This window comes from Enteractinococcus helveticum, assembly GCF_020742345.1.
GTDB classification, from domain to species: Bacteria; Actinomycetota; Actinomycetes; order Actinomycetales; family Micrococcaceae; genus Yaniella; species Yaniella helvetica_A.
In genome coordinates this window covers 1-6,100 of record NZ_DYXC01000004.1, presented here as the reverse complement: position 1 = coordinate 6,100, position 6,100 = coordinate 1, and the positions used below count along the sequence as shown (strand labels likewise).

At 53.9% G+C, this 6,100-nt stretch carries 4 protein-coding genes and 2 pseudogenes; 2 read left to right on the top strand and 4 right to left on the bottom strand.

The window, feature by feature from the left end; all coding sequences use genetic code 11:
- Both K8V32_RS00245 and K8V32_RS00240 read right to left on the bottom strand, forming a co-directional pair.
- Positions 1–196 (bottom strand): annotated as a pseudogene (locus K8V32_RS00245) (N-carbamoylsarcosine amidase); the annotation flags it as partial.
- Between the two features lie 306 nt (positions 197–502).
- The gene (locus K8V32_RS00240; RefSeq protein WP_303901160.1) at positions 503–1,744 is read right to left on the bottom strand and encodes a lipopolysaccharide biosynthesis protein; all 1,242 of its coding nucleotides are present in this window, start codon (positions 1,742–1,744) and stop codon (positions 503–505) included.
- Between the two features lie 471 nt (positions 1,745–2,215).
- Between K8V32_RS00240 and K8V32_RS00235 the strand changes: the two genes are divergently transcribed.
- Positions 2,216–2,797, top strand: coding sequence for an ElyC/SanA/YdcF family protein (locus K8V32_RS00235; protein WP_303901158.1), 582 nt, complete (start codon positions 2,216–2,218; stop codon positions 2,795–2,797).
- A 4-nt stretch (positions 2,798–2,801) separates the two neighbouring features.
- Here the strand turns inward: K8V32_RS00235 and K8V32_RS00230 are convergent, their stop codons facing one another.
- Positions 2,802–4,067, bottom strand: coding sequence for an alpha-hydroxy acid oxidase (locus K8V32_RS00230; protein WP_303901156.1), 1,266 nt, complete (start codon positions 4,065–4,067; stop codon positions 2,802–2,804).
- 140 nt (positions 4,068–4,207) lie between these two features.
- On the opposite strand from K8V32_RS00230, the gene K8V32_RS00225 reads away from it, so the two are divergent.
- Complete coding sequence (locus K8V32_RS00225) at positions 4,208–5,794, top strand: glucosamine inositolphosphorylceramide transferase family protein (RefSeq protein ID WP_303901154.1); 1,587 nt, start codon at positions 4,208–4,210, stop codon at positions 5,792–5,794.
- A gap of 70 nt (positions 5,795–5,864) precedes the next feature.
- On the opposite strand, the pseudogene K8V32_RS00220 reads toward K8V32_RS00225, so the two are convergent.
- Positions 5,865–6,100: pseudogene (locus tag K8V32_RS00220) on the bottom strand (LCP family protein); the annotation flags it as partial.

Here is a 6,100-nt window from a genome sequence, read left to right as displayed (position 1 = left end):
CGTGGCCAGGGCGAGTCCAGGCGTTAGCCATGTCAATGTGGATGACTGCTGGGCGAGTGCCGAAGCCAACGCGACGTTTGAAGCCACGGCCTTCCATTTCCTGGGTGCCCAGGTTGAAGGCATTGTCCAGTGCTTGTTCCAGCTGGTTTTCGATTTCTTTGTAGGCTTCGTCTGATTCGTAAACGCTGTCCACCATGGGTTCTCCTTTGAAGTTTGTTATGTGATTCGCATCACTGGCTGTGTTGCTGATATAACAATCTAGTTGCTAACTAAGCAATGAGCAAGAGATTTTAGAAAAGTTTTTTGATACTTCCATGCTTCCCAGGGTTTGACATGGCCATTTGCGAGCTCAGAGAGCGATTTTTTACAGGAGGTTCATGTAGTCGACATGCAAAAACTGGCACGAAAAGTTCTCGTACAACACGTTGCGGTTTAAATAAAGACTCCGCCGTCCACGACAGCGGAGCATGGGCGACGGAGAGAGCTTGCGTGCCCTGCGGTCCTAGGTCGCGCGACGCTGAGCAGACAGGGCAAGACTCAGGGCACCAATGAAGCGGCCCCAGCCGGTGGTGAAGGCAACGGCCATTGCACCAATCATTGGTGGGATGCCTGGGACGTTGATGACCAAGAACCCCACACCCACGCCCAGCGAGCAGGCCATGAACCAGATCCAGGCCTGGCCGGCATAGGCATTCAGCACGTTCAGGGTGGCTTCGTAGATATACGACGATGCCACCGGAATCATCGCGGCAGATAGCACCGCAAGCTCAAGATGGGTCAACGCGAATTCATCACCGTAAATAAATTCCAGTACCGGCGAGCCAGCGAAGATGATAATCGGAATAGCCACGACCACCAGAATGATCAGTACTCCTGAGACCTTATGTGCACGGCGCAGCAATTTGCGTGCACCAGACTCTTCGAAGGTCCAACGAAATGAGGTGATGAAAATGTCTTTGAGGGTATCGCCGGTAAGGTTGGCAGCCGTCAGTAAATACGCTGCGGTGGCAAAAACACCGGTGGTCGCATCGTCGGCGATCACCGACAGGAACAGAATGGGCAGATACAGCGACAGCGCAGCAAGGGATTCAGAAATTGTGGTCGGTACCCCTGCACGCAGGATCTGCCGGTAACCGCCCGGGGCAGCTGCCGGGTCTCGCGGTACCTTCAATACATAGCGTTGCGCCGATGCGGCCACCAATGCCGAGCCAATACCCACACACAGCACCGTGAGGGCAATATTGTGCGTGAGCATGATGGCCGCAAAGGCGATGATCATGGTCAATACACTGTTGGTGATACTGTGCAGCCCGATGAGTAACAGGCGATTCTCGCGCTGGAAGCGGGCATATAAAATGTCGTGGTAGACATCGAAACATCGCACTGCCACCACAGCAGCTAGCAGCGGAAGGTTGGCACTGGGATCAATCTGGTAGTAGGCCACGATGATGACAATTGCAGCCCCAGTGCCGATCAGCCGCAGAATCAGATACGACTTCCAGGTGAAACTGGTTTGTAAGCTCAGATAGACGGTGCGCAGACCCAGCTGCCCGATAATGAACACCGGGGTCACAATCGCCAAGGTCAAGGAGTACTGACCGACGGCGGCAGCACCGTCACCAACGCGAGCAAATAGCCAGACCAAAAACCACTGGGCGATGGCCCAACTCAGGGATCCGCCGGCAAAAATGTACCGGTCAATAGCACGGGTTCTAACCGGTTTGAGATCAACGGTGTCAGACATCGGCCGGCCACTTAGCGCCTCGATGGGTCACGAGCCAGGTGTGCCTTGAACCATCTATCTTGAGCCCTGCAATAACAGTACTAGCCATACGGTCCATTCCATCCGCCACGACCCTGGGTACTGCCGACAACAACAGGCCAAGGCACGCTACCAGTGCAGTACGCTCGGATCGCCAAGCCGTGCAACAACCGCTCAGGGCGTTACGCGAAATGGCTGCCTCTTCATGTATGTCAGCAGAAGGTGTGATTCGCCTAAACATTTCAATTTGTGAGTTGCTTCACGATTCTAGCGCAAGGGTGTCGAAAATGAATGGGGCACCGAAAACTCAAATCATAAACTGTGTCAAAGTATTTGTCTGCAGCTCTTGCACAGGCCCGACGGTCAGTTCAAGATAGTAGTCAACTGCCCATTTCGAGGTCCTGATAGATAGTGAAAGCACCATCCGACTCCACAAAAGAAACCAGAAGGCCCGTGCGTAAACTCAAAATCATCGGTGGCATCACCGCTACCCTGGTCATCGGTTGGTTGCTGTTCGTAACGCTCAATGTGCTCTACCCATCTCAGGGCGATCTCGAGTCACCCAGTGACGCGGTGGTGAGTCTCTCACCGCAGCACTACCGGTTGCCACTTGCTGAAGAGATCTGGTCAAATACCGGGACAAATACCCTGGTGATCTCATATGTTGAGCCTGGATTGGGACCATTCGAACGCTATACACCGCCACAGCTTCCTGAAGCTGTGATCGAATACTGCCAGACGGAACCACGTGACGACGTTGTGTGCTTGCCGCCGGAAGAAATCTCTACCATCGGTGAAGCATTTTCCGTCAATGACTTGGCACTAGAACAGTCTTGGGACTCAATCACAGTGGTCACCAGCAAGTGGCACACCTTTAGAACCCGGTTCCTGTTCAACCAGTGCATCGATGATGACGTTGACGTGAACATCGTCTACCCTGAGTCCCAGATGTCAGCAGAGCAATGGGGCTGGTATATCGCCTACGAAAACGCAGCGTTTATCAAAGCGCTCTATGAAGGCACCTTCCGCTGCTGACCCCTCAAACTCGAAAATCACTCACGCGGCCAAGAACATCTCGAGGTGCCAAACGCATCAGCTGCGTGACATGCTTGGGATGCAGTTCCGCCACATTGCTAACGCCCAATAATCCCATAGTCCGCCGAATCTCAGACTCCAGAATGGCAATCATCCTATCCACACCCGCACGGCCACCGGCCATCAGACCGTAGAGCCAAGCGCGCCCCACCAGCACAAAGTCTGCACCCACTGCGTGGGCTGCCACCACATCGGCACCATTCATCACCCCGGTGTCCACCAAAATCGTTGTGTGATCGCCGACTTCGCGCGCAACCTCGGGCAATAGATGAAACGGAACGGGCGCCCGGTCAAGCTGTCGTCCTCCGTGATTCGACAGCACAATCCCATCAACCCCGGCATCGACCATGCGCTGGGCATCCGCCAGCGTTTGGATACCCTTGACAACAATCTTGCCCGGCCACATCTCACGAACTGTCGCCAGATCAGCTGCAGAAATCGTTGGGTCAAAAGCTGCGGTAATCAAATCGGAGACGGTACCACCGGTATTCGACAAAGATGCAAACTCAAGACGCTGGGTGGTCAGGAAATTAAACCACCAAGAAGTGCGTGGCAGCGCGTCAATTACCGTCTTTGCGGTGAGCTGAGGCGGAATCGAAAACCCATTGCGTGTATCCCGCATACGATTCCCCGCAATCGGTGTATCGACGGTGAACAACAGGGTATCAAAACCAGCCGCAGCAGCGCGTTCCACCAGACCGTAGGAAATATCCCGGTCCTTCATCAAATACAGCTGAAACCAATTGCGACCCTGCGGATTGGTAGCTTTGACTTCTTCAATCGACACAGTTCCCAGAGTCGAAAGTGAAAACGGGATACCCGCGGCACCAGCCGCCCCGGCACCGGCAATCTCACCTTCGGTCTGCATCATCCGGGCAAATCCCGTCGGTGCCAACCCGAACGGTAACGCACTATGCCCGCCCAGAACCTCAACCGAGGTATCAATCTCAGGAGCAGGTTTCAAAATTTCTGGGTGAAACTCAATATCCTCGAACGCCTGCCGGGCGCGACGATATGAAATCTCGCCTTCAGCCGAGCCATCAGTGTAATCAAATGCAGCCTTCGGTGTCCGCCGCTTGGCAATCAGACGCAAATCGTCAACCGTCAGCGCCTGTGCCAATCGACGTTTAGTGGCGTTGAGTTCAGGTTTCTTGAACTGCAATAGCTCGCGCAATTCACCGAGTTTTGGAAACTGACGTTGGATTGACATCGGGTGGAACTCCTTGAATGAGAAACTACCGCTCAGCTTGACGGGCAAGCCACTGATAGTCAAGAACCCCTCGGCAGCGGACCCTAAATCGTGTAGTGTGACACCCATCTCACCGAGTTGCATACCTTGCGGAGGAACACGTGCGTGCTGCCCTTTTACTGGGATCCGATAGGACACTCAAAGCCTGGGAATACGAAGCCCTCGAACTTGCCATCAACCAAGGTCTCGACATTACAACGGTCTTGCACTGCACCAATGACAAGCCTGCATTATTCAACGCTCAACATGGGGCATATCGTGCGCTGACTACGATTGGGCGCCTGCGCTCGCCAATGCTCCACAACTGTGAAGTCACTCCGCTATTACCCAACGACGTTGAAACCATCTACTTTCAGTCTGAATGGGAAGGTGCATGGCAGAAAATTCCTGATGACATCGCGAAACAGTTAAAAGACCACGATGTCATTGTGAAATTCGGAATGAACCTCCTCAAAGATCCCCAAGACCTACCCGTGACTTACGGTGTTGTGGCCTATGACGACGCCGATGCTGAAACACATCGTGGCCGCCCGCTCGGCTTCCACGAACTGCTAGCTGGGAAAGCCACCATGAGCCTGACCGTACAAAAGCTCAGCAACAACCAAAACAGCCATTGCATTTTGGCTGAAGCCTTTTCTCGCGTCGTACCAACCTCGTATCGAGCAACACTGCACAATGCCTATGCCACGGCGACACCGTTGCTGGGTAAGGCCATTGAAACACTGAAAAATCAGACGGATTTCCCCAGGGCTACGCTGAACACCAACCATCGATTTCCGACCAACGGTCAAGTCCTCAAGGCTGTTGGCAAGATGGCTCAAGCGTTGGTAGGACGCGGACTCTACGGAGCATTTCGAGAAAAGCGTTGGAACGTGGCGTTCGTGCCGCAGCCATTCGACCCAGAGAACCTGGTCGAACCACATTTTGATGAGCTACAACCTATCACCTTGCCACAGGGCTACACTTTCGCAGCGGATCCCTGCGCGTATCATAATGGCCGACTCTATGTAGAAGTCATGCACGGCGGCACCGGAAAAGGTGAGATCTTCGCCTATGCCAATGGGCAGGGCCACCGTGTCGATTTACCGGTCAACGGAGGGCACCTTTCCTACCCTCAGATTCTTGAATACGAAGGCGTCACATACCTTTTCCCTGAAATGGGAGACGTCGGCCCTCCCACATTTTTCGAACTGGACGAAGAACAACTAGCCTCCAAAGCGGCACATCAGCTGATCGGTCTTGAGGACGAGCGTGTTATCGACCCCACGCTAATCGAACATGACGGGCATTGGTATCTATTCGGTGGAAGACCAGAAAACGTGGGGGAGCGGCTTGAACTCTGGGTGAGCTCCAGCCCGTTTGGGCCATGGACACCCCACCCACAAACACCGGTCTGCCTAGATCCCCGCTCAGCACGCATGGCAGGACCCATCATCCGAGCCCATGGCAAGCTATACCGCACCGGTCAAGACGGATCCGTAAGTTACGGTCGAGGCGTGACCATCAGCCGAATAGAAAAACTGACACCCACAGAGTTTGCTGAAACACGCATAAGCCCGTTTACAATCCAGGGTGCCTACGGGCCACACACAATCCTGCCAACGGAAGACGGGTACTGGCTGGACTACTACACCGAACAAACCACACCAATGGCTGGTGTGCGTAGAGTCAAAGGACGACTCAAATAATGCAAGCAGGTGTTGGCAAAAGATGATTGGCCAACACCTGCTTGAAACGCTTGATCACAAGGAGCCGTTTTTAATAGGGGTCTGGTTGATAATCCGCTAGGTCATCAGTCTTGAAACGCTCACGAACTTCTTCGAGTTCATCCCAGTCAACATAGACAACCGACTGGCCACCGGCTTCACGACCCGTCCCAGTGGTTGGCAGGGTAAAGCTCGAGATATCACCCGCACGTACAGACGACATCGAAGTACCCAGGCCGAGCATCTGGCCGATCCCAAAGTCACCGTCGAGTGCCACATATGGCGTAG